General features: G+C 66.9%; 35 protein-coding genes. 34 read left to right on the forward strand and 1 reads right to left on the reverse strand.

Annotated elements, in window-relative coordinates; genetic code table 11:
• The first annotated feature begins 41 nt into the window (after window positions 1-41).
• The 33 genes from tuf (at window position 42) to truA (ending at window position 19,659) form a co-directional block, all read left to right on the forward strand.
• A complete protein-coding gene (tuf, locus tag CPH93_RS19285) occupies window positions 42-1,235 on the forward strand; it encodes an elongation factor Tu (RefSeq protein ID WP_006604872.1) in 1,194 nt (397 codons plus the stop codon).
• 446 nt (window positions 1,236-1,681) lie between these two features.
• On the forward strand, window positions 1,682-1,990 hold the full coding sequence (gene rpsJ / locus CPH93_RS19290) for a 30S ribosomal protein S10 (protein ID WP_003948644.1): 309 nt from the start codon (window positions 1,682-1,684) through the stop codon (window positions 1,988-1,990).
• Between the two features lie 14 nt (window positions 1,991-2,004).
• Complete coding sequence (gene rplC, locus CPH93_RS19295) at window positions 2,005-2,649, forward strand: 50S ribosomal protein L3 (RefSeq protein ID WP_006604873.1); 645 nt, start codon at window positions 2,005-2,007, stop codon at window positions 2,647-2,649.
• Window positions 2,650-2,657: 8 nt separating this feature from the next.
• Window positions 2,658-3,308 (forward strand): 50S ribosomal protein L4, encoded by a 651-nt coding sequence (rplD, locus tag CPH93_RS19300; protein ID WP_006604874.1) that lies wholly within the window; start codon window positions 2,658-2,660, stop codon window positions 3,306-3,308.
• Window positions 3,308-3,631 (forward strand): 50S ribosomal protein L23, encoded by a 324-nt coding sequence (gene rplW / locus CPH93_RS19305; protein ID WP_006604875.1) that lies wholly within the window; start codon window positions 3,308-3,310, stop codon window positions 3,629-3,631. The genes rplD and rplW overlap by 1 nt, the downstream gene beginning before the upstream one ends.
• A gap of 39 nt (window positions 3,632-3,670) precedes the next feature.
• Window positions 3,671-4,507: a 50S ribosomal protein L2 gene (rplB, locus tag CPH93_RS19310; RefSeq protein WP_006604876.1), complete on the forward strand. Its 837-nt coding sequence runs from the start codon at window positions 3,671-3,673 to the stop codon at window positions 4,505-4,507.
• A 12-nt stretch (window positions 4,508-4,519) separates the two neighbouring features.
• Entirely contained in the window at window positions 4,520-4,801 is a 282-nt protein-coding gene (rpsS, locus tag CPH93_RS19315; protein ID WP_006604877.1) for a 30S ribosomal protein S19, read from the forward strand.
• Window positions 4,802-4,845: 44 nt separating this feature from the next.
• The gene (rplV, locus tag CPH93_RS19320; protein WP_006604878.1) at window positions 4,846-5,193 is read left to right on the forward strand and encodes a 50S ribosomal protein L22; all 348 of its coding nucleotides are present in this window, start codon (window positions 4,846-4,848) and stop codon (window positions 5,191-5,193) included.
• Entirely contained in the window at window positions 5,193-6,023 is an 831-nt protein-coding gene (gene rpsC / locus CPH93_RS19325; RefSeq protein WP_006604879.1) for a 30S ribosomal protein S3, read from the forward strand. Before rplV ends, rpsC begins: the two co-directional genes overlap by 1 nt.
• A gap of 5 nt (window positions 6,024-6,028) precedes the next feature.
• Complete coding sequence (rplP, locus tag CPH93_RS19330) at window positions 6,029-6,448, forward strand: 50S ribosomal protein L16 (protein ID WP_006604880.1); 420 nt, start codon at window positions 6,029-6,031, stop codon at window positions 6,446-6,448.
• Window positions 6,448-6,672, forward strand: a complete 225-nt coding sequence (gene rpmC / locus CPH93_RS19335) for a 50S ribosomal protein L29 (protein WP_006604881.1) — start codon at window positions 6,448-6,450, stop codon at window positions 6,670-6,672. The genes rplP and rpmC overlap by 1 nt, the downstream gene beginning before the upstream one ends.
• Window positions 6,672-6,953, forward strand: a complete 282-nt coding sequence (gene rpsQ / locus CPH93_RS19340; protein WP_006604882.1) for a 30S ribosomal protein S17 — start codon at window positions 6,672-6,674, stop codon at window positions 6,951-6,953. The genes rpmC and rpsQ overlap by 1 nt, the downstream gene beginning before the upstream one ends.
• A 104-nt stretch (window positions 6,954-7,057) precedes the next feature.
• Entirely contained in the window at window positions 7,058-7,426 is a 369-nt protein-coding gene (gene rplN / locus CPH93_RS19345; protein WP_003998823.1) for a 50S ribosomal protein L14, read from the forward strand.
• A 3-nt stretch (window positions 7,427-7,429) separates the two neighbouring features.
• Window positions 7,430-7,753 (forward strand): 50S ribosomal protein L24, encoded by a 324-nt coding sequence (rplX, locus tag CPH93_RS19350; protein ID WP_006604883.1) that lies wholly within the window; start codon window positions 7,430-7,432, stop codon window positions 7,751-7,753.
• Window positions 7,753-8,313 (forward strand): 50S ribosomal protein L5, encoded by a 561-nt coding sequence (gene rplE / locus CPH93_RS19355; RefSeq protein ID WP_006604884.1) that lies wholly within the window; start codon window positions 7,753-7,755, stop codon window positions 8,311-8,313. Before rplX ends, rplE begins: the two co-directional genes overlap by 1 nt.
• A gap of 5 nt (window positions 8,314-8,318) precedes the next feature.
• Window positions 8,319-8,504: a type Z 30S ribosomal protein S14 gene (locus CPH93_RS19360; RefSeq protein ID WP_003956452.1), complete on the forward strand. Its 186-nt coding sequence runs from the start codon at window positions 8,319-8,321 to the stop codon at window positions 8,502-8,504.
• Between the two features lie 240 nt (window positions 8,505-8,744).
• Complete coding sequence (gene rpsH / locus CPH93_RS19370) at window positions 8,745-9,143, forward strand: 30S ribosomal protein S8 (RefSeq protein ID WP_006604885.1); 399 nt, start codon at window positions 8,745-8,747, stop codon at window positions 9,141-9,143.
• Window positions 9,144-9,165: 22 nt separating this feature from the next.
• Window positions 9,166-9,702 carry a 50S ribosomal protein L6 gene (gene rplF, locus CPH93_RS19375; RefSeq protein ID WP_093483805.1) on the forward strand — a complete coding sequence of 179 codons (537 nt, stop codon included), beginning with the start codon at window positions 9,166-9,168 and terminating at the stop codon, window positions 9,700-9,702.
• A 3-nt stretch (window positions 9,703-9,705) separates the two neighbouring features.
• Entirely contained in the window at window positions 9,706-10,089 is a 384-nt protein-coding gene (gene rplR, locus CPH93_RS19380; RefSeq protein ID WP_006604887.1) for a 50S ribosomal protein L18, read from the forward strand.
• A 46-nt stretch (window positions 10,090-10,135) separates the two neighbouring features.
• The gene (rpsE, locus tag CPH93_RS19385; RefSeq protein ID WP_006604888.1) at window positions 10,136-10,738 is read left to right on the forward strand and encodes a 30S ribosomal protein S5; all 603 of its coding nucleotides are present in this window, start codon (window positions 10,136-10,138) and stop codon (window positions 10,736-10,738) included.
• Window positions 10,738-10,920, forward strand: coding sequence for a 50S ribosomal protein L30 (rpmD, locus tag CPH93_RS19390; protein ID WP_006604889.1), 183 nt, complete (start codon window positions 10,738-10,740; stop codon window positions 10,918-10,920). The genes rpsE and rpmD overlap by 1 nt, the downstream gene beginning before the upstream one ends.
• 1 nt (window position 10,921) lies before the next feature.
• Window positions 10,922-11,377 carry a 50S ribosomal protein L15 gene (rplO, locus tag CPH93_RS19395; RefSeq protein ID WP_006604890.1) on the forward strand — a complete coding sequence of 152 codons (456 nt, stop codon included), beginning with the start codon at window positions 10,922-10,924 and terminating at the stop codon, window positions 11,375-11,377.
• A 225-nt stretch (window positions 11,378-11,602) separates the two neighbouring features.
• Window positions 11,603-12,916 (forward strand): preprotein translocase subunit SecY, encoded by a 1,314-nt coding sequence (gene secY, locus CPH93_RS19400; protein ID WP_006604891.1) that lies wholly within the window; start codon window positions 11,603-11,605, stop codon window positions 12,914-12,916.
• Complete coding sequence (locus CPH93_RS19405) at window positions 12,916-13,569, forward strand: adenylate kinase (protein ID WP_093483804.1); 654 nt, start codon at window positions 12,916-12,918, stop codon at window positions 13,567-13,569. Before secY ends, CPH93_RS19405 begins: the two co-directional genes overlap by 1 nt.
• A 175-nt stretch (window positions 13,570-13,744) precedes the next feature.
• Window positions 13,745-14,581, forward strand: coding sequence for a type I methionyl aminopeptidase (gene map, locus CPH93_RS19410; protein ID WP_006604893.1), 837 nt, complete (start codon window positions 13,745-13,747; stop codon window positions 14,579-14,581).
• A 188-nt stretch (window positions 14,582-14,769) separates the two neighbouring features.
• A complete protein-coding gene (gene infA / locus CPH93_RS19415; RefSeq protein ID WP_003956442.1) occupies window positions 14,770-14,991 on the forward strand; it encodes a translation initiation factor IF-1 in 222 nt (73 codons plus the stop codon).
• Between the two features lie 60 nt (window positions 14,992-15,051).
• Window positions 15,052-15,165, forward strand: coding sequence for a 50S ribosomal protein L36 (gene rpmJ / locus CPH93_RS19420; RefSeq protein ID WP_003956441.1), 114 nt, complete (start codon window positions 15,052-15,054; stop codon window positions 15,163-15,165).
• 197 nt (window positions 15,166-15,362) lie between these two features.
• Window positions 15,363-15,743, forward strand: a complete 381-nt coding sequence (gene rpsM / locus CPH93_RS19425) for a 30S ribosomal protein S13 (RefSeq protein WP_006604894.1) — start codon at window positions 15,363-15,365, stop codon at window positions 15,741-15,743.
• Window positions 15,744-15,807: 64 nt separating this feature from the next.
• Window positions 15,808-16,212: a 30S ribosomal protein S11 gene (gene rpsK / locus CPH93_RS19430; RefSeq protein ID WP_004571845.1), complete on the forward strand. Its 405-nt coding sequence runs from the start codon at window positions 15,808-15,810 to the stop codon at window positions 16,210-16,212.
• A 27-nt stretch (window positions 16,213-16,239) separates the two neighbouring features.
• Window positions 16,240-16,866, forward strand: coding sequence for a 30S ribosomal protein S4 (rpsD, locus tag CPH93_RS19435; protein WP_093483803.1), 627 nt, complete (start codon window positions 16,240-16,242; stop codon window positions 16,864-16,866).
• A gap of 109 nt (window positions 16,867-16,975) precedes the next feature.
• Complete coding sequence (locus CPH93_RS19440) at window positions 16,976-17,998, forward strand: DNA-directed RNA polymerase subunit alpha (RefSeq protein ID WP_003956430.1); 1,023 nt, start codon at window positions 16,976-16,978, stop codon at window positions 17,996-17,998.
• A 190-nt stretch (window positions 17,999-18,188) separates the two neighbouring features.
• The gene (rplQ, locus tag CPH93_RS19445; protein WP_093483802.1) at window positions 18,189-18,662 is read left to right on the forward strand and encodes a 50S ribosomal protein L17; all 474 of its coding nucleotides are present in this window, start codon (window positions 18,189-18,191) and stop codon (window positions 18,660-18,662) included.
• A 142-nt stretch (window positions 18,663-18,804) separates the two neighbouring features.
• Window positions 18,805-19,659: a tRNA pseudouridine(38-40) synthase TruA gene (gene truA, locus CPH93_RS19450; RefSeq protein ID WP_096213551.1), complete on the forward strand. Its 855-nt coding sequence runs from the start codon at window positions 18,805-18,807 to the stop codon at window positions 19,657-19,659.
• Between the two features lie 52 nt (window positions 19,660-19,711).
• On the opposite strand, the gene CPH93_RS19455 is transcribed toward truA, so the two are convergent.
• On the reverse strand, window positions 19,712-20,584 hold the full coding sequence (locus CPH93_RS19455) for a hypothetical protein (protein ID WP_093483800.1): 873 nt from the start codon (window positions 20,582-20,584) through the stop codon (window positions 19,712-19,714).
• A gap of 56 nt (window positions 20,585-20,640) precedes the next feature.
• Between CPH93_RS19455 and CPH93_RS19460 the strand changes: the two genes are divergently transcribed.
• Complete coding sequence (locus CPH93_RS19460; RefSeq protein WP_096213552.1) at window positions 20,641-22,275, forward strand: ABC-F family ATP-binding cassette domain-containing protein; 1,635 nt, start codon at window positions 20,641-20,643, stop codon at window positions 22,273-22,275.
• Window positions 22,276-22,450: the final 175 nt, after the last annotated feature.

Raw genomic sequence — 22,450 nt, forward strand, 5'->3', positions numbered from 1 at the left:
GATGAGTAAGGCGTACAGAACCACTCCACAGGAGGACCCCAGTGGCGAAGGCGAAGTTCGAGCGGACTAAGCCGCACGTCAACATCGGCACCATCGGTCACATTGACCACGGTAAGACGACCCTTACGGCCGCCATTACCAAGGTGCTGCATGACGCGTACCCGGACCTGAACGAGGCCTCGGCCTTCGACCAGATCGACAAGGCTCCTGAGGAGCGCCAGCGCGGTATCACCATCTCCATCGCGCACGTCGAGTACCAGACGGAGAACCGTCACTACGCCCACGTCGACTGCCCCGGTCACGCGGACTACATCAAGAACATGATCACGGGTGCGGCGCAGATGGACGGCGCCATCCTCGTGGTCGCCGCGACCGACGGCCCGATGCCGCAGACCAAGGAGCACGTGCTCCTGGCCCGCCAGGTCGGCGTTCCGTACATCGTTGTCGCCCTGAACAAGGCCGACATGGTGGACGACGAGGAGATCCTGGAGCTTGTCGAGCTCGAGGTCCGTGAGCTCCTCTCCGAGTACGAGTTCCCCGGCGACGACGTTCCGGTCGTCAAGGTCTCGGCGCTCAAGGCGCTCGAGGGCGACAAGGAGTGGGGCGACTCCGTCCTCAAGCTCATGGCCGCCGTCGACGAGTCGATCCCGCAGCCCGAGCGCGACGTCGACAAGCCGTTCCTGATGCCGATCGAGGACGTCTTCACGATCACCGGCCGTGGCACCGTTGTCACCGGTCGTATCGAGCGTGGTGTCCTCAAGGTCAACGAGACCGTCGACATCATCGGCATCAAGACCGAGAAGACCACCACCACGGTCACCGGTATCGAGATGTTCCGGAAGCTCCTCGACGAGGGCCAGGCCGGTGAGAACGTCGGTCTGCTCCTCCGCGGCATCAAGCGCGAGGACGTCGAGCGCGGCCAGGTCATCATCAAGCCGGGTTCGGTCACGCCGCACACCTCCTTCGAGGCCCAGGCGTACATCCTGTCGAAGGACGAGGGTGGCCGTCACACCCCGTTCTTCAACAACTACCGCCCGCAGTTCTACTTCCGTACCACGGACGTGACCGGCGTCGTGACCCTCCCCGAGGGCACCGAGATGGTCATGCCGGGCGACAACACTGAGATGACCGTTGAGCTCATCCAGCCCGTCGCGATGGAAGAGGGCCTGAAGTTCGCCATCCGTGAGGGTGGCCGGACCGTCGGCGCCGGCCAGGTCACCAAGATCACGAAGTAATTTCGCTGATCCGGTTGATCCGGTCGTAGCTCCCCGGAGCTCACAAGGAGCCCCGTCCGCCATCAGGTGGGCGGGGCTCCTTGACAGTTGGGCCCCGATTGGCCTTGGGCGTGCCGGGTATGGCACACTGTCCAGGTTGCTCGGTTGAGTGCCGATGCTGCGCGCCTCCCGCCGGGAGGACTGGAAGCGAGTCCCAGGTATTCGTCGTCCCTTCTCAGGGCCGGAAATACGGGAATCTTCCGGGAAGCGTCAGCGGGGTGCCTCGGCCAGGCGCCCGGTGGGTGTTCTTCCCCTGCCTTCTCCTTCTTGAAGGATCCCTCTTGTGGGGATTTACGAGAAGGGGTGCGACACGCCCGACCGCGTGGGTCGGAGAAGAACGGCGCTTCGGATGGAGCGCAGCGCACCGGGTCCCAGAGCGTTACGAGAGACAGGACTACGAAGTAGCCATGGCGGGACAGAAGATCCGCATCCGGCTCAAGGCCTACGACCACGAGGTCATCGACTCCTCGGCGAAGAAGATCGTCGAGACGGTGACCCGCACTGGTGCGTCGGTCGCGGGCCCGGTGCCGCTGCCCACTGAAAAGAACGTGTACTGCGTCATCAAGTCGCCGCACAAGTACAAGGACTCGCGCGAGCACTTCGAGATGCGCACGCACAAGCGCCTGATCGACATCCTCGACCCGACGCCCAAGACCGTTGACTCGCTGATGCGCCTGGACCTTCCGGCCGGCGTTGACATCGAGATCAAGCTCTGAGAGGCGCGGAAGAGATGGCTAAGCAGATCAAGGGCATCCTGGGCGAGAAGCTCGGCATGACCCAGGTCTGGGACGAGAACAACCGTGTCGTCCCGGTCACTGTGGTCAAGGCCGGCCCCTGTGTCGTTACCCAGGTGCGCACCAATGACCAGGACGGTTACGACTCCGTCCAGATCGCCTTCGGCGAGATCGACCCGCGCAAGGTGAACAAGCCCCTCAAGGGCCACTTCGCGAAGGCCGACGTCACCCCCCGTCGTCACCTCGTCGAGGTCCGTACTCCCGATGCCGGCGAGTACACCCTCGGCCAGGAGCTGACCGCTGAGACCTTCGAGTCCGGCGTCAAGGTGGACGTGACCGGCAAGAGCAAGGGCAAGGGCTTCGCCGGTGTCATGAAGCGTCACGGCTTCCATGGCGGCAAGGCGTCCCACGGTGCCCACCGTGTGCACCGTAAGCCGGGCTCCATCGGTGGCTGCGCCACCCCGGGCCGCGTGTTCAAGGGCATGCGGATGGCCGGCCGTATGGGCAATGAGCGGGTCACCACCCAGAACCTGACCGTCCACGCCGTTGACGCGGAGAAGGGTCTGCTGCTCATCAAGGGCGCAGTTCCTGGTCCGAACGGCGGCCTCGTCCTGGTCCGTACCGCGGCCAAGGGGGCCTGAGGTAACCGATGAGCACCATTGACATCCTTTCGCCGGCAGGCGACAAGGCCGGTACCGTCGAGCTCCCCACGGAGATCTTCGACGCGAAGGTCAGCATTCCGCTGATCCACCAGGTCGTTGTCGCACAGCTGGCCGCGGCCCGTCAGGGCACGCACAAGACCAAGACTCGCGGCGAGGTCCGCGGCGGTGGCAAGAAGCCGTACCGCCAGAAGGGCACCGGCCGGGCGCGTCAGGGTTCTACCCGTGCGCCGCAGTTCGCCGGCGGTGGCATCGTCCACGGCCCCGTGCCGCGTGACTACAGCCAGCGGACCCCGAAGAAGATGAAGGCCGCCGCCCTGCGCGGTGCCCTCACCGACCGGGCCCGCAACAGCCGCATCCACGTCGTTTCCGGCGTGGTCGAGGGCGACATCTCCACGAAGGCCGCCAAGACTCTCCTCGGCAAGGTCAGCGAGCGCAAGAACGTGCTCCTGGTCGTCGAGCGCAGCGACGAGGCCGCGTGGCTGTCCGCCCGCAACCTGCCCCAGGTTCACATCCTGGAGCCGGGCCAGCTGAACACGTACGACGTGCTCGTCTCCGACGACGTGGTCTTCACCAAGGCCGCCTTCGAGTCCTTCGTGTCTGGCCCCAAGGCCGCTGAGACCGAAGGGAGCGACGCCTGATGACTGAGGCCGTCGTCACCAGCAAGACCTTCTCGGACCCGCGTGACGTGCTCGTCAAGCCGGTTGTCTCGGAGAAGAGCTACGCGCTGCTGGACGAGAACAAGTACACGTTCATCGTCGCGCCCGGCAGCAACAAGACCCAGATCAAGCAGGCCGTCGAGGCGGTCTTCTCGGTCAAGGTCACCGGGGTCAACACGATCAACCGGCAGGGCAAGCGCAAGCGCACCCGCACCGGTTACGGCAAGCGTGCGAACACCAAGCGCGCCATCGTGACCCTCGCCGAGGGCGACCGTATCGACATCTTCGGCGGCCCGGTCTCCTAACGGAGTCCGAGTCGTCCGGAATCGGACGAGGACTGAGAAATGGGTATCCGCAAGTACAAGCCGACGACCCCGGGCCGTCGTGGCTCCAGCGTCGCCGACTTTGTCGAGATCACGCGGTCCACGCCGGAGAAGTCGCTGGTCCGCCCGCTGCACAGCAAGGGCGGCCGTAACAACGCCGGTCGTGTGACCGTTCGCCACCAGGGCGGTGGCCACAAGCGCGCCTACCGAGTGATCGACTTCCGTCGTCACGACAAGGACGGCGTGCCGGCCAAGGTCGCGCACATCGAGTACGACCCGAACCGCACCGCGCGCATCGCGCTCCTGCACTACGCAGACGGCGAGAAGCGCTACATCATCGCGCCCCGTGGCCTGGCCCAGGGTGCTCGGATTGAGAACGGCCCTGGCGCCGACATCAAGCCGGGCAACAACCTGCCGCTGCGTCACATCCCCGTGGGTACGACGATCCACGCGATCGAGCTGCGTCCGGGCGGCGGTGCGAAGTTCGCCCGCTCGGCCGGCGCCTCCGTGCAGCTGCTGGCGAAGGAGGGCGCAATGGCCCACCTTCGTATGCCGTCCGGTGAGATCCGCCTGGTCGACGTGCGCTGCCGCGCCACCGTCGGCGAGGTCGGCAACGCCGAGCAGTCGAACATCAACTGGGGTAAGGCCGGCCGTATGCGCTGGAAGGGCGTCCGCCCGACCGTGCGTGGTGTCGTGATGAACCCGGTTGACCACCCGCACGGTGGTGGTGAGGGCAAGACTTCCGGTGGTCGCCACCCGGTCTCGCCCTGGGGCCAGAAGGAGGGTCGTACTCGCTCGCCGAAGAAGGCCAGCAACAAGTACATCGTCCGCCGCCGCAAGACGAACAAGAAGCGCTAGGAGCGGGTTTAGATGCCGCGCAGTCTCAAGAAGGGGCCCTTCGTCGACGACCACCTTTCCAAGAAGGTGGATGGTCAGAACGATGCTGGCACCAAGAACGTCATCAAGACCTGGTCCCGCCGCTCCATGATCGTCCCGGCCATGCTCGGCCACACGATCGCGGTGCACGACGGCCGCAAGCACGTCCCGGTGTTCGTCACCGAGTCGATGGTCGGCCACAAGCTCGGCGAGTTTGCGCCGACCCGCACCTTCCGCGGCCACGAGAAGGACGACCGCAAGTCGCGTCGTCGCTGATCGACCGGAGTGCGAAGACTATGACTGACACCGAAGGGACAACCATGGAAGCCAGGGCCCAGGCGCGGTACATCCGCGTCACGCCCATGAAGGCCCGCCGCGTGGTGGACCTTATCCGTGGCATGGATGCCACGGAGGCTCAGGCGGTCCTGCGTTTCGCCCCGCAGGCCGCGAGCGTGCCGGTTGGCAAGGTGCTGGACAGCGCCATTGCCAACGCTGCACACAACTACGACCACACCGACGCCGGCAGCCTCGTTATTTCCGAGGCGTACGTCGACGAGGGCCCGACCCTGAAGCGGTTCCGTCCGCGTGCCCAGGGCCGTGCCTACCGGATCCGCAAGCGGACCAGCCACATCACCGTGGTCGTCAGCAGCAAGGAAGGAACCCGGTAATGGGCCAGAAGGTAAACCCGCACGGGTTCCGCCTCGGTGTGACCACGGACTTCAAGTCCCGCTGGTACGCCGACAAGCTGTACAAGGACTACGTCAAGGAAGACGTCGCCATTCGTCGCATGATGACGAAGGGCATGGAGCGCGCCGGTATCTCCAAGGTGGAGATCGAGCGCACCCGTGAGCGCGTCCGCGTTGACATCCACACCGCTCGTCCGGGCATCGTCATCGGCCGCCGCGGCGCCGAGGCGGACCGCATCCGCGGCGAGCTGGAGAAGCTGACCGGCAAGCAGGTTCAGCTGAACATCCTCGAGGTCAAGAACCCCGAGACCGACGCTCAGCTGGTGGCCCAGGCCGTCGCCGAGCAGCTGTCCTCCCGCGTCTCCTTCCGTCGCGCCATGCGTAAGAGCATGCAGTCGACGATGAAGGCCGGCGCCAAGGGCATCAAGATCCAGTGCGGTGGCCGTCTCGGCGGCGCCGAGATGTCCCGCTCGGAGTTCTACCGCGAGGGCCGTGTGCCCCTGCACACCCTCCGCGCGAACGTCGACTACGGCTTCTTCGAGGCCAAGACCACCTTCGGCCGCATCGGTGTGAAGGTCTGGATCTACAAGGGCGACGTCAAGAACATCGCCGAGGTTCGCGCCGAGAACGCTGCCGCCCGTGCGGGTAACCGCCCGGCCCGCGGTGGCGGCAACGACCGCCCGCGTCGCGGTGGCGGCGAGCGCGGTGGCCGCGGCGGCCGCAAGCCGCAGCAGCAGAGCGCCGCTGCCGAGGCCCCCAAGGCCGAGGCTGCAGCCGCTGCTCCGGCGGAGACCCCCGGAACGGAGGCCTGACCGACATGCTGATCCCTCGCAGGGTCAAGCACCGCAAGCAGCACCACCCGAAGCGCAGTGGTATGGCCAAGGGTGGCACCGAGCTGGCCTTCGGTGAGTACGGCATCCAGGCTGTGACGCCGGCCTACGTGACGAACCGGCAGATCGAGTCCGCTCGTATCGCCATGACCCGTCACATCAAGCGTGGCGGCAAGGTCTGGATCAACATTTACCCGGACCGCCCGCTCACGAAGAAGCCGGCCGAAACCCGCATGGGTTCCGGTAAGGGTTCTCCGGAGTGGTGGGTCGCGAACGTCAAGCCCGGTCGGGTGATGTTCGAGCTGTCCTTCCCGAACGAAAAGGTTGCCAAGGAGGCGCTGACCCGCGCCGCCCACAAGCTTCCGATGAAGTGCCGCATCGTGCGGCGCGAGGCAGGTGAGTCGTGATGGCGGCCGGTACCAAGGCGACCGAGCTGCGCGAGCTGAATGACGAGGACCTCGTCGGCAAGCTTCGTGAGGCCAAGGAGGAGCTGTTCAACCTCCGCTTCCAGGCGGCGACCGGACAGCTCGAGAACCACGGCCGGCTGAAGGCCGTCCGCAAGGACATCGCCCGGATCTACACCCTGATGCGTGAGCGCGAGCTGGGCATCGAGACGGTGGAGAGCGCCTGATGAGCGAGAAGAATGTGACTGAGACGAACGAGCGCGGTTTCCGCAAGACCCGTGAGGGTCTCGTCGTCAGCGACAAGATGGACAAGACCGTCGTCGTCGCTGTCGAGGACCGCGTCAAGCACGCGCTGTACGGCAAGGTCATCCGCCGTACGAACAAGCTCAAGGCGCACGACGAGCAGAACGCTGCCGGCGTCGGCGACCGCGTCCTCCTGATGGAGACCCGGCCGCTGTCCGCCACCAAGCGCTGGCGCATCGTCGAGATCCTCGAGAAGGCCAAGTAATCCCTCCTAGGGGGACCCCCTAGGAACAGTTCCGCCAGGCTCGGCGAGAAGCGCGAAGCACTCGCGCTTCTCGCCGGGAACCGGCAGACATTCAGGAGATAGACGTGATCCAGCAGGAGTCGCGACTGCGTGTCGCCGACAACACTGGTGCGAAGGAGATCCTTTGCATCCGTGTTCTCGGTGGTTCCGGTCGCCGCTACGCGGGCATCGGTGACGTCATCGTCGCCACCGTCAAGGATGCGATCCCCGGTGGCAACGTGAAGAAGGGTGACGTCGTCAAGGCGGTCATCGTTCGCACCGTCAAGGAGCGCCGCCGTCCGGACGGCTCGTACATCCGCTTCGACGAGAACGCGGCCGTCATCCTCAAGAACGATGGCGACCCCCGCGGCACCCGCATCTTCGGCCCCGTGGGCCGGGAGCTGCGCGAGAAGAAGTTCATGAAGATCATCTCGCTCGCGCCGGAGGTGCTGTAACCGATGAAGATCAAGAAGGGCGACCTGGTCCAGGTCATCACCGGTAAGGACAAGGGCAAGCAGGGCAAGGTCATCCAGGCCTTCCCCCGCGAGGACCGCGTCCTGGTCGAGGGTGTCAACCGGGTCAAGAAGCACACCAAGGCCGGACAGACCGCTCGTGGGTCGAAGACCGGCGGCATCGTGACGACCGAGGCCCCTGTCCACGTCAGCAACGTTCAGCTGGTCGTGGAGAAGGACGGGAACAAGGTCGTCACCCGCGTCGGATACCGCTTCGACGACGAGGGCAACAAGATCCGCGTTGCCAAGCGGACCGGTGAGGACATCTGATGACTGCCACCACCAACGCGCCGCGTCTCAAGACGCGCTACCGCGAAGAGATCGCCGGGAAGCTGAAGGACGAGTTCTCGCTCGAGAACGTCATGCAGATCCCCGGTCTGACCAAGATCGTGGTCAACATGGGTGTGGGCGACGCCGCCCGCGACTCCAAGCTGATCGAGGGCGCCATCCGCGACCTCACCACGATCACCGGCCAGAAGCCGGCCGTCACCAAGGCCCGTAAGTCCATCGCGCAGTTCAAGCTGCGTGAGGGCCAGCCGATCGGTGCCCACGTCACCCTCCGCGGTGACCGCATGTGGGAGTTCCTGGACCGTCTGCTGTCGCTCGCGCTGCCGCGCATCCGCGACTTCCGTGGTCTGTCCCCGAAGCAGTTCGACGGCCGGGGCAACTACACCTTCGGTCTCACGGAGCAGGTCATGTTCCACGAGATCGACCAGGACAAGATCGACCGCACCCGGGGTATGGACATCACCGTGGTCACCACGGCGACCAACGACGACGAGGGCCGCGCCCTCCTTCGTCACCTCGGCTTCCCGTTCAAGGAGGCGTGAGCGAGATGGCGAAGAAGGCTCTGATTGCCAAGGCTGCTCGCAAGCCGAAGTTCGGTGTGCGTGCGTACACGCGCTGCCAGCGCTGCGGCCGTCCGCACTCCGTCTACCGCAAGTTCGGCCTGTGCCGCGTGTGCCTTCGTGAGATGGCTCACCGTGGCGAGCTGCCGGGCGTGACCAAGAGCTCCTGGTAATCCCTTAGTTGGGATGACCAGAAGCTCTCGGTAAGCATTCGGTCGGCGGGCGCCCCGCCCCTTCTGTCCCGTAGGCTAGAAGGGTTTGGGCGCCCCGCCGCCCGAGACCGACCGCGGGCCGAGCCCGCATAACGTCGCTTACTACGCCGTAGGTCCCCGCGCCGCACCCGTCCCGACTCTGATCGGGGAGAGGGATGGCGCACATAGGAAACCCCGGCGAGAGAGGCCGAAGGCCAATTCATGACCATGACTGATCCCATCGCAGACATGCTGACCCGTCTGCGGAACGCGAACTCGGCGTACCACGACACCGTCGTGATGCCGCACAGCAAGATCAAGTCGCACATCGCGGAGATCCTCCAGCAGGAGGGTTACATCACCGGCTGGCGTGTCGAGGACGCAGAGGTTGGCAAGAACCTCGTCCTCGAGCTGAAGTTCGGCCCGAACCGCGAGCGCTCGATCGCCGGCATCAAGCGGATCTCGAAGCCGGGCCTCCGGGTCTACGCAAAGTCCACCAACCTGCCGAAGGTCCTCGGCGGCCTGGGCGTGGCGATCATCTCCACGTCCCACGGTCTCCTGACCGGTCAGCAGGCCAGCAAGAAGGGCGTGGGTGGGGAAGTCCTCGCCTACGTCTGGTAACCAGGGAACGGAGGAATAGCTAATGTCGCGCATTGGCAAGCTGCCCATCCAGGTTCCCGCTGGTGTGGACGTCACCATCGAGGGCCGCACGGTCGCGGTGAAGGGCCCCAAGGGTTCCCTCTCGCTCACCGTCTCGGCGCCCATCGAGGTCGCCAAGGGCGAAGGCGTGATCAACGTCTCCCGCCCGAACGACGAGCGTCAGAACAAGGCCCTGCACGGCCTGTCCCGCACGCTGGTGGCGAACATGATCACCGGCGTGACCCAGGGGCACACTAAGGCGCTCGAGATCAGCGGTGTCGGCTACCGCGTTCAGGCGAAGGGCTCCAACCTGGAGTTCGCGCTGGGCTACAGCCACCCCATCGTCGTCGAGGCGCCCGAGGGCATCTCCTTCAAGGTCGAGTCCCCGACCAAGCTCAGTGTCGAGGGGATCGACAAGCAGAAGGTCGGCGAGGTGGCGGCGAACATCCGCAAGCTGCGCAAGCCTGACCCGTACAAGGCCAAGGGCGTCAAGTACGCCGGCGAGGTCATCCGCCGCAAGGTCGGAAAGGCTGGTAAGTAAGCCATGGCATACGGTGTGAAGATCGCGAAGGGTGACGCCTACAAGCGCGCCGCCGCCAAGCGTCGCCACATCCGCATCCGTAAGCGGATTTCGGGTACCCCGGAGCGTCCGCGTCTGGTGGTGACGCGGACCAACCGTGGCATCACCGCGCAGGTCATCGACGACATCCAGGGCCACACGCTGGCCTCGGCGTCGAGCCTGGACGCGTCGATCCGTGGTGGCGAGGGCGACAAGAGCGCCCAGGCCCAGAAGGTCGGCTCCCTGGTCGCTGAGCGTGCCAAGGCCGCCGGTGTCGAGGCCGTCGTGTTCGACCGTGGTGGCAAGCAGTACGCCGGGCGGATTGCCGCTCTGGCCGACGCCGCCCGCGAAGCCGGGCTGAAGTTCTAAGCCCCGGTTCCGGAGCTAGCGGACGTAACAGAGAGAGGTAAATCCAATGGCTGGACCCCAGCGCCGCGGGAGCGGTGCCGGTGGCGGCGAGCGGCGGGACCGGAAGGGTCGCGACGGTGGCGCTGCCGCCGAGAAGACCGCGTACGTTGAGCGCGTTGTCGCGATCAACCGCGTCGCCAAGGTTGTCAAGGGTGGTCGTCGCTTCAGCTTCACCGCGCTGGTCGTGGTGGGCGACGGTGACGGCACCGTAGGTGTCGGTTACGGCAAGGCCAAGGAAGTTCCGGCTGCCATCGCCAAGGGCGTGGAAGAGGCCAAGAAGAACTTCTTCAAGGTCCCCCGTATCCAGGGCACCATCCCGCACCCCATCCAGGGCGAGAAGGCTGCGGGCGTCGTCCTGCTCAAGCCGGCTTCCCCCGGTACCGGTGTGATCGCCGGTGGCCCCGTGCGTGCCGTTCTGGAGTGCGCGGGCATCCACGACGTGCTGAGCAAGTCGCTCGGCTCGTCCAACCCGATCAACATCGTGCACGCCACGGTGACCGCGCTTCAGGGCCTGCAGCGCCCCGAGGAGATCGCGGCCCGTCGTGGCCTGCCGCTGGAGGACGTTGCTCCCGCCGCTCTGCTGCGGGCGCGTGCTGGGGTGACCGCGTAATGGCGCACCTCAAGATCACGCAGACGAAGTCCTACATCGGTAGCAAGCAGAACCACCGCGACACCCTCCGTTCGCTGGGCCTCAAGCGGCTCAACGACGTGGTTGTCAAGGAGGACCGTCCCGAGTTCCGCGGCATGGTGCACACCGTCCGCCACCTCGTGACGGTTGAGGAGGTCGACTGACATGGCGGAGAACAACCCGCTGAAGGTCCACAACCTCCGGCCCGCCCCGGGCGCCAAGACCGCCAAGACCCGTGTCGGTCGTGGTGAGGCGTCCAAGGGTAAGACCGCTGGTCGTGGTACCAAGGGCACGAAGGCCCGTTACCAGGTTCCGGAGCGCTTCGAGGGTGGGCAGATGCCCCTCCACATGCGCCTCCCGAAGCTGAAGGGCTTCAAGAACCCCGCTCACAAGCAGTTCCAGGTCGTGAACCTGGCCAAGCTGGCCGAGCTCTACCCGCAGGGTGGCGAGGTCACGGTGGCCGATCTGGTCGCCAAGGGCGCGGTGCGCAAGAACGAGCTCGTCAAGGTCCTGGGCCAGGGCGAGGTCTCCGTGGCGCTGCAGGTTTCGGTTGACGCCGTTTCCGGCTCCGCCAAGGAGAAGATCGCCGCTGCCGGCGGCACCGTCACCGAGCTCATCTGAGTTCGTTGCTTCAACTGACCGGGGATGCCCAGCGAATGGGGCATCCCCGGTTGGTCGTTCCACGGGGGTTGTGTCGCCGGTAAGGTGGCATGGACCGTTTTTTCCGAGGCCCCGGGCCCCGGTCCCCGCCGCGTGGGCCGTGTCCGCGTGGTTTGGCCGCTCACTATTCGTCGATCCTCAAGACCGTCACCTCTCGCATTCAAGGCGGGAGGCGCAGGAGGCACCGTGCTCACCGCGTTCGCCCGAGCGTTCAAGACGCCCGACCTGCGCAAGAAGCTGCTGTTCACGTTGGGCATCATCGTGCTCTACCGGATCGGCGCCCATGTCCCGGTCCCCGGGGTGAACTACGCGAACGTCGAGACCTGCATGAAGCAGGCCGGCGGCAACAGCGGGTTGTTCGCCCTGGTGAACATGTTCAGCGGTGGTGCGCTGCTGCAGATCACGATCTTCGCGCTGGGGATCATGCCGTACATCACGGCGAGCATCATTCTCCAGCTGCTGACCGTGGTGATCCCGCGGCTGGAAGCCCTCAAGAAAGAGGGGCAGTCCGGCCAGGCGAAGATCACCCAGTACACCCGCTATCTGACCGTGGCGCTCGCCATCCTGCAGGGCACCGGCCTGGTGGCCACCGCCCGCAGCGGTGCGCTGTTCCAGAGCTGCCCGGTCGCCAGTGAGATCGTGCCCAGCGACTCGATCTTCACCACCATCACCATGGTCATCACGATGACCGCCGGCACCGGCCTGATCATGTGGCTCGGTGAGCTCGTCACCGACCGCGGTATCGGCAACGGCATGTCGATCCTGATGTTCATCTCGATCGCCGCCGGCTTCCCGGGCGCCCTGTGGCAGATCAAGCTCACCGGCAAGCTGGCCGACGGCTGGATCGAGTTCTTCGCGGTGATCGCGGTCGGTCTGGCCATGGTCGCCCTGGTGGTCTTCGTCGAGCAGGCCCAGCGGCGCATTCCGGTGCAGTACGCGAAGCGGATGATCGGCCGCCGGTCCTATGGCGGTACGTCCACGTACATCCCGCTCAAGGTGAATCAGGCGGGTGTGATTCCCGTCATCTTCGCGTCATCGCTGCTCTACATTCCAGCCCTCGTTGCACAGTTCAGCGGGTCGAAGGCGGCATGGGCGACCTGGATCGCCACCAACTTCACCAAGGGAAATCACCCCGTTTACATCGTTACGTACTTCCTGCTGATCGTGTTCTTCGCCTTCTTCTACGTGGCGATCAGCTTCAACCCCGAAGAAGTTGCCGACAACATGAAGAAGTATGGTGGCTTCATCCCGGGTATCCGGGCTGGTCGCCCGACGGCCGAGTACCTCAGCTACGTGCTCAACCGGATCACGTGGCCGGGCTCGCTGTACCTGGGGCTGATCGCGCTCGTACCAACAGTGGCGTTGGTGCTTTTCAACGCGAACCAGAACTTCCCGTTCGGCGGGACGAGCATCCTCATCATCGTGGGTGTGGGCCTGGAGACCGTGAAGCAGATCGAGAGCCAGCTTCAGCAGCGCAACTACGAAGGGTTCCTCCGCTGATGCGAATCGTCCTCGTCGGACCCCCGGGGGCCGGCAAGGGTACGCAGGCTGCGTACCTTGCCAAGAACCTCGCGATCCCGCACATCTCCACGGGGGACCTGTTCCGCGCCAACATCAGTCAGGGCACGCCCCTGGGTGTCGAGGCGAAGTCGTACATGGACGCCGGCAATCTGGTCCCCGACTCGGTGACCATCGGGATGGCCGAGGACCGTATGGAACAGTCCGACGCCGCCGAGGGTTTCCTCCTCGACGGCTTCCCGCGCAACCTCGGCCAGGCCGAGGCGCTGGACGAGTACCTCAAGAACAACGGCCTTACGCTGGACGCCGTTTTGGACCTGGAGGTCCCCGAGGAGGAGGTCGTCAAGCGGATCGCCGGCCGGCGCATCTGCCGCAACGACTCCAGCCACGTCTTCCACGCCGAGTACAACAAGCCCAAGGCCGAGGGCGTCTGTGACGTCTGCGGCGGCGAGCTGTACCAGCGGGACGACGACCGTGAGGAGACCGTCCGCAAGCGGCTGGAGGTCTACCACACGGAGACCGAGCCGATCATCGACTACTACAAGGACCAGGATCTGGTCGTCACGATCCCGGCCCTCGGCAAGGTCGAAGAGGTCACCAAGCGCGCGATGGACGCCCTCCAGCGCGGCGCATAAGCAGCAGGCCGCACGGCCGCGGTGCCCTTACGGGGTACCGCGGCCGCGGTGTATCCGGGGGCGGGCCGCCCGGCTCCGGACCGGTTACCGTAGGCAGCGACCATCGAGTGAGACACAGCGGCGGTCGGCCACCTCCGTGGGAGCGGCGGCGGCCCAGCCGCAAAGGAAGGCCGTAATGGTGGAGATCAAGACCCCCGAGCAGATCGCGAAGATGCGCGAGGCGGGGCTGGTGGTCGCCGCCATCCACGCGGCGACCCGGGAGGTCGCGGTGCCGGGCGCCACGACCAAGGACCTGGACGACGCGGCCCGCAAGGTGCTCGCCGAGCACGGAGCGAAGTCGAACTTCCTCGGTTACGGCGGCTTCCCCGCGACGATCTGCACCTCGGTGAACGACGTCGTGGTCCACGGAATCCCCGACGCCGAGACGGTGCTGCAGGACGGCGACATCATCTCCATCGACTGCGGCGCGATCATCGACGGCTGGCACGGCGACGCTGCGTACACCGCCTTCGTCGGCTCCGGTCACTCGGCGGAGCTGGTCGAGCTGAGCCGCGTCACCGAGGAGTCCATGTGGGCCGGTATCGCCGCGGTCGCGAAGGGTAACCGGCTGGTCGACATCTCCAAGGCGATCGAGGGCTACATCCGCCGCCAGCCCCGTCCCGCCAGCGGCAAGTACGGCATCGTCGAGGACTACGGCGGCCACGGCATCGGCTCGCAGATGCACATGGACCCGCATCTGCTGAACTACGTCGACCGCAAGCGCGGCCGCGGCCCCAAGCTGGTGCCCGGCTTCTGCATCGCCATCGAGCCGATGGTCAATCTCGGCACGGCCAAGACCCACGTCCTCGACGACGACTGGACGGTCAAGTCGAACGACGGCAGCTGGTCCTCGCACTGGGAGCACTCGGTCGCGCTGACCGAGGACGGCCCGCTGGTGCTCACCGCGCCGGACGGCGGCAAGGCCAAGCTGGCCGAGCTGGGGATCACGGCGGCGCCCGACCCCCTGGCGTGAGCCGGGTTCTGCGGCGTCGGCTGCCCTTGTGGCGTAAGGATCACGCCGGGTGGGCAATAATCCAGGATTCGTCTTTTCCTAGGCGCTGACGTAGACTGACGCGTCGACTCTCGTGCATCCGTATGCCCTCTTGGTCGAGGGCGTGGTGCGGGGGTGTCGATCAAGGTAGCCGATTCGAAGGGCGAAGCGTGGCCAAGAAGCAAGGTGCCATCGAGATCGAGGGCACCGTGATCGAGTCCCTCCCGAACGCCATGTTCAAGGTGGAGCTCCAGAACGGTCACAAGGTCCTCGCGCACATCAGTGGCAAGATGCGGATGCACTACATCCGTATCCTCCCGGATGACCGGGTCGTCGTGGAGCTCTCTCCCTACGACCTGACGCGTGGCCGGATCGTCTACCGCTACAAGTAGATCTTGTCGGCGCCCCGCTCCCGTGGGGTGACGGCACTGACCCGGAGAACCTCACATCCCATGAAGGTCAAGCCGAGCGTCAAGAAGATCTGCGACAAGTGCAAGGTGATCCGCCGCCACGGCCGGGTCATGGTCATCTGCGACAACCTGCGCCACAAGCAGCGCCAGGGCTGACGCACGCCGACCACCTGCATTTCGCAGTTTTCGCGCGACGCAACACATACGTACATACGCAGTCACCCGACCCCCGCATCATTCGCGTGGGGACGACACCCCCGGCTCGGAGGCCGGGGACCCGGCTCGTAATTCTGAAGAGTCTTACGGGAACGGTGCTGCGGAAGACCTCCGAATAGCCATCAGGAGCCACATCAATGGCACGCCTCGCAGGCGTTGATCTCCCGCGCGAAAAGCGCGTGGAGGTCGCCCTCACCTACGTCTTCGGTATCGGGCGGACGCTGTCGCAGCAGACTCTCGCCGCCACCGGCGTGAACCCGGACACCCGTGTTCGCGACCTGGCCGAGGAAGACCTCGTCAAGATCCGCGAGTACGTGGACAACAACCTCAAGACCGAGGGTGACCTCCGTCGCGAGATCCAGGCCGACATCCGCCGCAAGGTCGAGATCGGCTGCTACCAGGGTCTGCGTCACCGCCGCGGTCTGCCGGTGCACGGTCAGCGCACCAGCACGAACGCCCGTACCCGCAAGGGTCCGCGTCGCGCGATCGCCGGCAAGAAGAAGCCGGGCAAGAAGTAGTCCTCAGCAGGACGCTCACCAGCGGTCTTCGCTGTAGGACCGACCACCTCCACGGGAGTAATGAATGCCTCCGAAGGGCCGTACGGCCGGCGCCAAGAAGGTGCGCCGCAAGGAGAAGAAGAACGTCGCCCACGGGCACGCTCACATCAAGAGCACGTTCAACAACACGATCGTTTCGATCACGGACCCCACGGGCAACGTGATCTCTTGGGCCTCTGCCGGCCACGTCGGCTTCAAGGGCTCGCGCAAGTCCACCCCCTTCGCCGCGCAGATGGCCGCCGAGTCGGCCGCCCGCCGCGCGCAGGAGCACGGCATGCGCAAGGTCGACGTCTTCGTCAAGGGTCCCGGCTCCGGCCGTGAGACCGCGATCCGCTCCCTCCAGGCCACCGGCCTCGAGGTGGGTTCGATCCAGGACGTCACCCCCACCCCGCACAACGGATGCCGCCCGCCCAAGCGTCGCCGCGTCTGACCACCTGAAGTAGGAGACAACTAGACAATGGCGCGTTACACCGGGGCCGACTGCAAGCGTTGCCGTCGGGAGAAGCAGAAGCTCTTCCTCAAGGGGAGCAAGTGCGAGAGCGCAAAGTGCCCGATCGAGATCCGTCCTTACCCCCCGGGTGAGCACGGTCGCGGGCGCACCAAGGACAGCGAGTACCTGCTCCAGCTTCGTGAGAAGCAGAAGTGCAGCCGTATCTACGGTGTCCTTGAGAAGCAGTTCGTGAACTACTACAAGGAAGCGAACCAGAAGACCGGCAAGACCGGTGAGAACCTTCTGCGCATCCTTGAGACCCGCCTCGACAACGTGGTCTACCGGGCCGGCTTTGCCAAGTCCCGCGACCACGCCCGTCAGCTGGTCCGTCACGGACACATCAACGTGAACGGCCGCAAGACCGACATCCCGTCGGCCCGTGTGGCTGTGAACGACATCGTCGAGGTCCGCGAGGGCTCTCGGAACCTGACCCCCTTCGAGGTGGCCAAGGCCGAGGCCGGCGAGAAGACGGTTCCGGCCTGGCTGGAAGCGATTCCGTCGAACCTGCGGATCCTCGTGCACAGCATGCCCGAGCGCCAGGTGATCGACACCCAGGTGCAGGAGCAGCTGATCGTTGAGCTCTACTCCAAGTAAGAGCTGACCGGTGGGGGCGGTACGGAGCGTTTTGCGCCGTGCCGCCCGTACCCTTGTCAGTACAGCGGACGTCAAATAGCGGGCGTCCACGACTGAAGGATCGAACACCATGCTGATTGCTCAGCGTCCCTCGTTGACCGAAGAGGTCGTCGACGAATACCGCTCCCGGTTCGTGATCGAGCCGCTGGAGCCGGGCTTCGGCTACACCCTCGGTAACTCCCTGCGTCGTACCCTCCTCTCCTCGATCCCCGGTGCTGCCGTGACCAGCATCCGGATCGACGGTGTCCTGCACGAGTTCACCACCGTGCCGGGCGTCAAGGAGGACGTCACCGACCTGATCCTGAACATCAAGCAGCTGGTCGTCTCCTCGGAGCACGACGAGCCCGTCGTGATGTACCTGCGCAAGCAGGGCCCGGGTCTGGTCACGGCCGCGGACATCGCGCCGCCGGCCGGTGTCGAGGTGCACAACCCCGACCTGGTCCTCGCCACCCTCAACGGCAAGGGCAAGCTGGAGATGGAGCTGACCGTCGAGCGCGGTCGCGGCTACGTCTCCGCCGTCCAGAACAAGCAGGTGGGCCAGGAGATCGGCCGTATCCCGGTCGACTCCATCTACTCGCCGGTGCTCAAGGTCACCTACAAGGTCGAGGCGACCCGTGTCGAGCAGCGCACCGACTTCGACAAGCTGATTGTCGACGTCGAGACCAAGCAGGCCATGCGCCCGCGTGACGCCATGGCGTCCGCCGGTAAGACCCTGGTCGAGCTGTTCGGTCTGGCGCGCGAGCTCAACATCGACGCCGAGGGCATCGACATGGGCCCGTCCCCCACGGACGCCGCCCTCGCTGCCGACCTGGCGCTGCCGATCGAGGAGCTGGAGCTCACGGTCCGCTCGTACAACTGCCTCAAGCGTGAGGGCATCCACTCCGTGGGTGAGCTCGTGGCGCGCTCCGAGGCCGACCTGCTCGACATCCGCAACTTCGGTGCGAAGTCGATCGACGAGGTCAAGGCGAAGCTGGCCGGCATGGGCCTGGCGCTCAAGGACAGCCCGCCCGGATTCGACCCGACGGCTGCGGCTGACGCCTTCGGTGCCGATGACGACGCCGACGCCGGTTTCGTCGAGACCGAGCAGTACTGAGAGCTCGGTCGAGACGGCCGGATTGTGACTGCGCGGCCAGCTGTGGCTGGTCGCGCTCACGCTGCGGAGCAGCAAGGTCTTCGCAGCCCCGCGCCCCTTACGGGGCGCTGGTTGTTGCCGGTGAGCAACCGCTCGCCGGGTCCTGACCTCGGTACCTGATACGGCCGGGGCAGATACCAAGGAGAAAGAAATGCCGAAGCCCGCCAAGGGTGCCCGTCTGGGCGGCAGCGCCGCGCACGAGCGTCTGATGCTGCGCAACCTGGCCACCGCTCTCTTCGAGCACGGCCGCATCACGACGACCGAGGCCAAGGCCCGTCGTCTGCGTCCGTACGCGGAGCGCCTGGTGACCAAGGCGAAGAAGGCGGACCTGCACAACCGCCGCCAGGTCATGCAGCTGATCTCGGACAAGAGCGTCGTCCACACGCTGTTCACCGAGATCGCCCCGCGGTTCGAGAACCGCCCGGGTGGCTACACCCGTATCACCAAGATCGGTAACCGCCGTGGCGACAACGCTCCCATGGCCGTCATCGAGCTGGTGGAGGCGCTGACCGTGGCCCAGCAGGCCACCGGTGAGGCCGAGGCCGCGACCAAGCGCGCGGCCAAGGACGCCGAGGCTGCCGCTGCGGCCACCGAGGCTCCGGCCGAGGAGTCCAAGGACGCCTGAGGCACCGTCTCGCGGTGAGCGGGTCCGCCCTTCGGGGCGGGCCCGCTTTCGTCTGCCCGGGGCGTGCTGCCGGTGGTGCGGGTGCCCGGCCGGTTTGCCCGTGCGGAACGGCCCGCGCGTGGTGTGAGGGAGGATTGCTGTCGTGAGTGACGAAGTGGAGCCCGGGTTCGTACGGGTGCGGCTGGATCTGTCGTACGACGGAGCGGAGTTTTCCGGGTGGGCCAAGCAGGCCGGCGGCCGGCGGACGGTGCAGGGGGAGATCGAGGACGCGCTGCGGACGGTGACGCGGTCCAAGGAGACCTATGAGCTCACCGTCGCCGGGCGGACCGATGCGGGGGTGCATGCACGGGGCCAGGTGGCGCATGTGGACCTGCCGGCGGAGGTGTGGGCCGAGCATGCGGACAAGCTGCTGCGGCGGCTGGCCGGGCGGCTGCCGAAGGACGTGCGGGTGTGGCGGGTCGGCGAGGCGCCGTACGGCTTCAATGCGCGGTTCTCGGCGATCTGGCGGCGCTATGCCTACCGGGTGACCGACCACCACGGGGGAGTGGACCCGCTGCTGCGCAGCCACGTGCTGTGGCACGACTGGGAGCTGGACGTCGACGCCATGAACGAGGCGTCGCGGCCGCTGCTGGGGGAGCACGACTTCGCGGCGTACTGCAAGCGGCGGGAGGGCGCGACGACCATCCGCACCCTCCAGGAGCTCAGCTGGGAGCGGGGCGCGGACGGGATCATCACGGCGACCGTGCGGGCGGATGCCTTCTGCCACAACATGGTGCGGTCGCTGGTGGGGGCGATGCTGTTCGTCGGGGACGGGCACCGGCCGCCGGACTGGCCGGGGAAGGTGCTGGCCGCGGGCGTGCGGGACTCCGCGGTGCATGTCGTACGGCCGCACGGGCTGACGCTGGAGGAGGTCGGCTATCCGGCCGACGCGCTGCTGATGGCGCGCAACCAGGAGGCGCGGAACAAGCGGACGCTGCCGGGGGCCGGCTGCTGCTGAGGCGGTGGGCGGCCGGGCCCGGCGGTGGCGCCGCCGGGCCCCGCGGCCGGGGTCAGGACCGGCCGGCCTTCCGCTGGGCTTCCTTCAGCTGCCGCTCGGCGGCCTTCGCGGCCTGGTCCTTGCCGCGCTGGGTGATCTGCGCGAACGCATAGGACCCGCCGTCCCGGGCGATCTGCTGGGCCTTGGTCTCGCTGCCGGTGACGTCCTTGCCGTTGAGGTAGCCGGCGATGGTGAAGTAGGCGTAGCGGCCGGTGGCATTGGTCGCCATCCGGCACTTGGTGCCCTGGCAGAAGTCCGAGGGGACGCCGCCGCCGGGCAGCGGCATCAGGTTGGGCTTGCCCTCGTTCATGACCTTGGCGGCCCTGGCGGGCGAGTCGAAGACCGCGACGCCGATGGTGACCGCGACGCCGCCCTTGGAGTACGTGGCACGCAGCAGCTGCTTGCAGCCGTTGTGGGACAGCGAGGAGACCAGCGCGCCCTGGGCGGCGGCGGTGCAGTCCTTGGTGGTGGCGGTGCTGGTGCGCGGGTAGGTGTGCTCGCCGACGACCATGCTCTTCTGCGGGAAGAGGGTGGCCGGGGTGAGCGGCGCGGTGTCCTTCTTGGGGTCGGAGATGTAGTCCTGCGGGTTCGGCGGGGGCGGCACAGACACGTCGGGGAAGGACGGCTTGTCGTCCGGCGCCGCGGCCTGGCCGGACGCGGTGGGCGCCGCTGTCGCGCCGCCGCCTCCGGAGCCGCCGCCGCCGGCCATGACGGCCGCGGTGACGATGCCGGCCACCGCGAGGGTCGCCAGCGCGCCGCCGCCGATCCACATCCAGCGTTTGCGGCGGGCCTGTGCCTCGCTCTCCTCGGCGAGTGCACCCCAGTCCGGAGTGGACGACGAAGAACCCCCGGGGCCGTCGAACGGCCCCCCTTGCCCAAAGCTCATGCCGCGCATCCTAATGGGGTTGGTGGAATGCCGAACGACCGGTGACAATCCCGCTCATGGGACATCTTGAGGCCGGGCATCTGGAGTACTACCTGCCGGACGGGAGGGTCCTGCTGGGAGATGTGTCCTTCCGGGTGGGGGAGGGCGCGTCGGTCGCACTGGTGGGAGCCAACGGCGCGGGAAAGACGACGCTGCTGCGGCTGATCGCGGGGGAGCTGCAGCCGCACGGCGGGGCGGTCACGGTCAGCGGCGGACTGGGCGTGATGCCGCAGTTCGTGGGGTCCGTACGCGATGACCGTACGGTGCGTGACCTGCTGGTTTCGGTGGCGCAGCCGCGGATCAGGCAGGCGGCAGCGGCGGTGGACGCCGCCGAGCTGGCGATGATGAGCGCCGAGGGCGACGACGAGGCCGCGCAGATGGCCTATGCCCAGGCGCTGAGCGACTGGGCCGAGGCGCGCGGCTACGAGGCCGAGACGGTCTGGGACATCTGCACCATGGCGGCCCTGGGGATGCCGTACGAGAAGGCGCAGTGGCGGCACGTGCGCACGCTGTCCGGGGGCGAGCAGAAGCGGCTGGTGCTGGAGTCGCTGCTGCGCGGCACCGACGAGGTGCTGCTGCTGGACGAGCCGGACAACTATCTGGACGTCCCGGGCAAGCGCTGGCTGGAGGAGCAGCTGCGGGCGACCCGGAAGACGGTGCTGTTCGTCTCCCACGACCGGGAGCTGCTGGCCCGCGCCGCGGAGAAGATCGTCAGCGTCGAGCCGGGGCCGGCGGGCTCCGACGTCTGGGTGCACGGCGGCGGCTTCGCCACGTACCACGAGGCGCGCAAGGAGCGCTTCGCCCGCTTCGAGGAGCTGCGGCGGCGCTGGGACGAGAAGCATGCACAGCTGAAGAAGCTGGTGATCTCGCTGCGGCAGGCGGCCTCGGTCAGCCATGAGCTGGCCTCGCGCTATGCGGCGGCACAGACCCGGTTGCGGAAGTTCGAGGAGGCCGGCCCGCCGCCGGAGCCGCCGCGGGAGCAGGACATCACGATGCGGCTGCGTGGCGGGCGGACCGGGGTACGGGCGGTGACCTGCGAGGACCTGGAGCTGACCGGCCTGATGAAGCCGTTCTCCCTGGAGATCTTCTACGGAGAGCGGGTCGCGGTCCTCGGCTCCAACGGCTCCGGAAAATCGCACTTCCTGCGGCTGCTGGCCGGGGACGCGGAGAATCCGGTGGCCCACACGGGCAGCTGGAAGCTGGGCGCCCGCGTGGTCCCCGGCCACTTCGCGCAGACCCACGCCCACCCCGAGCTGATGGGCCGCACGCTGCTCGACATCCTGTGGACCGAGCACGCCCGGGACAAGGGCCAGGCGATGTCCGCGCTGCGCCGCTACGAGCTGGAGAAGCAGGCCGAGCAGCGCTTCGAGCGGCTCTCCGGCGGCCAGCAGGCCCGCTTCCAGATCCTGCTGCTGGAGCTGGCCGGCACCACCGCCCTCCTGCTCGACGAGCCGACGGACAACCTGGACCTGGAGTCGGCGGAGGCGCTGCAGGAGGGGCTGGAGGCGTACGAGGGCACGGTGGTGGCGGTGACCCACGACCGGTGGTTCGCGAAGGCCTTCGACCGGTTCCTGGTGTTCGGGTCGGACGGGCTGGTGCGGGAGACCGCCGAGCCGGTGTGGGACGAGCGCCGGGTGCAGCGGAAGAGGTAGCGGGGGCGGACGGCGGGCGGGTGCCCGCCGTAGGGCGGGCGATACCGACGGTGACCGTGCCCCGTGCGCGGTCAGGAACCGTACGCCGGTTCGGGGCGTGTTTTGACCCCACTGGGGACGGCCCGGTATTCTGCCAGTTCGTTATGCGTATTGGCTTGCTCTATCTCACGTGAGG

It is taken from the genome of Streptomyces sp. 2323.1 (genome assembly GCF_900221035.1).
GTDB classification, from domain to species: Bacteria; Actinomycetota; Actinomycetes; order Streptomycetales; family Streptomycetaceae; genus Streptomyces; species Streptomyces sioyaensis.